This is a genomic window from Limnospira sp. PMC 1279.21 (assembly GCF_032349615.1).
In the GTDB taxonomy this organism is placed as follows: domain Bacteria; phylum Cyanobacteriota; class Cyanobacteriia; order Cyanobacteriales; family Microcoleaceae; genus Limnospira; species Limnospira fusiformis.
Window position 1 is genome coordinate 1 of sequence record NZ_JARPLU010000458.1, and the last position, 825, is coordinate 825.

At 46.1% G+C, this 825-nt stretch carries 1 protein-coding gene; it reads left to right on the forward strand.

What is annotated here, in order from left to right:
* Positions 1-296 precede the first annotated feature (296 nt).
* Positions 297-825 (forward strand): lipoyl(octanoyl) transferase LipB (lipB, locus tag P5683_RS25415; protein ID WP_006670342.1); only part of this gene is annotated, 529 nt, incomplete at its 3' end.

Below are 825 nucleotides of genomic sequence, written 5' to 3' on the forward strand. Positions count from 1 at the left end.
GGAGCCGTGTGATGTGAAAGTATCAAGCACGGTTTGGAATTGGAGTTGGGGAAGGCGACTTCCCTTTCGACCATAACTACTTCTACGTTTAACAGCAGCAGTCCGTATATTGACCTTGAGATTCCCTTCCTTGCCTGGAGGTGAGTCCAAGCGTCGGGACATACAAACAGTTATGGGGTGTTCATGTCACCTTCATTTATCCAGACTCGGGGCTGGAACCCCACCAGGAGTTGATTTCAGGCATTGCAGCCTTATTTCTTCTCCTGAACGTTTCGCTCATATAAGAATATTTTACCATGCCCGACGACACTCCTGTTGCTATTGTCGATACTAATGAGGTTTATTGCCAATTTTATAATTTGGGACTAATTTCTTATCAACAGGCTTGGAGATGGCAGCAAGACTTAGTGGCCGATCGCATTAATTGTCCAAATTTAGAGGATATTTTGATTTTATTAGAACACCCGCCCGTTTATACCCTGGGACAGGGGGCTAGTTCTGAATTTCTCAAGTTTGACCCCCATGAGTCTGAATATGAACTGTACAGAGTAGAACGGGGTGGGGAAGTGACCTATCACTGTCCCGGTCAGTTGGTGGGATATCCGATTTTGAACCTGCGACGATATCAAATGGACTTACATTGGTATTTGCGGCAACTAGAAGAAGTATTGATTCGGACAATTAGGGTTTGGGGAATTGAGGCCCAGCGCGTTGAGGGTTTGACAGGGGTTTGGGTGGGGGAAACTAAAGTAGCAGCCATTGGCATTAAGGTGAGTCGCTGGATTACTATGCACGGGTTCGCCTTGAATGTTTGTCCTGACTTAC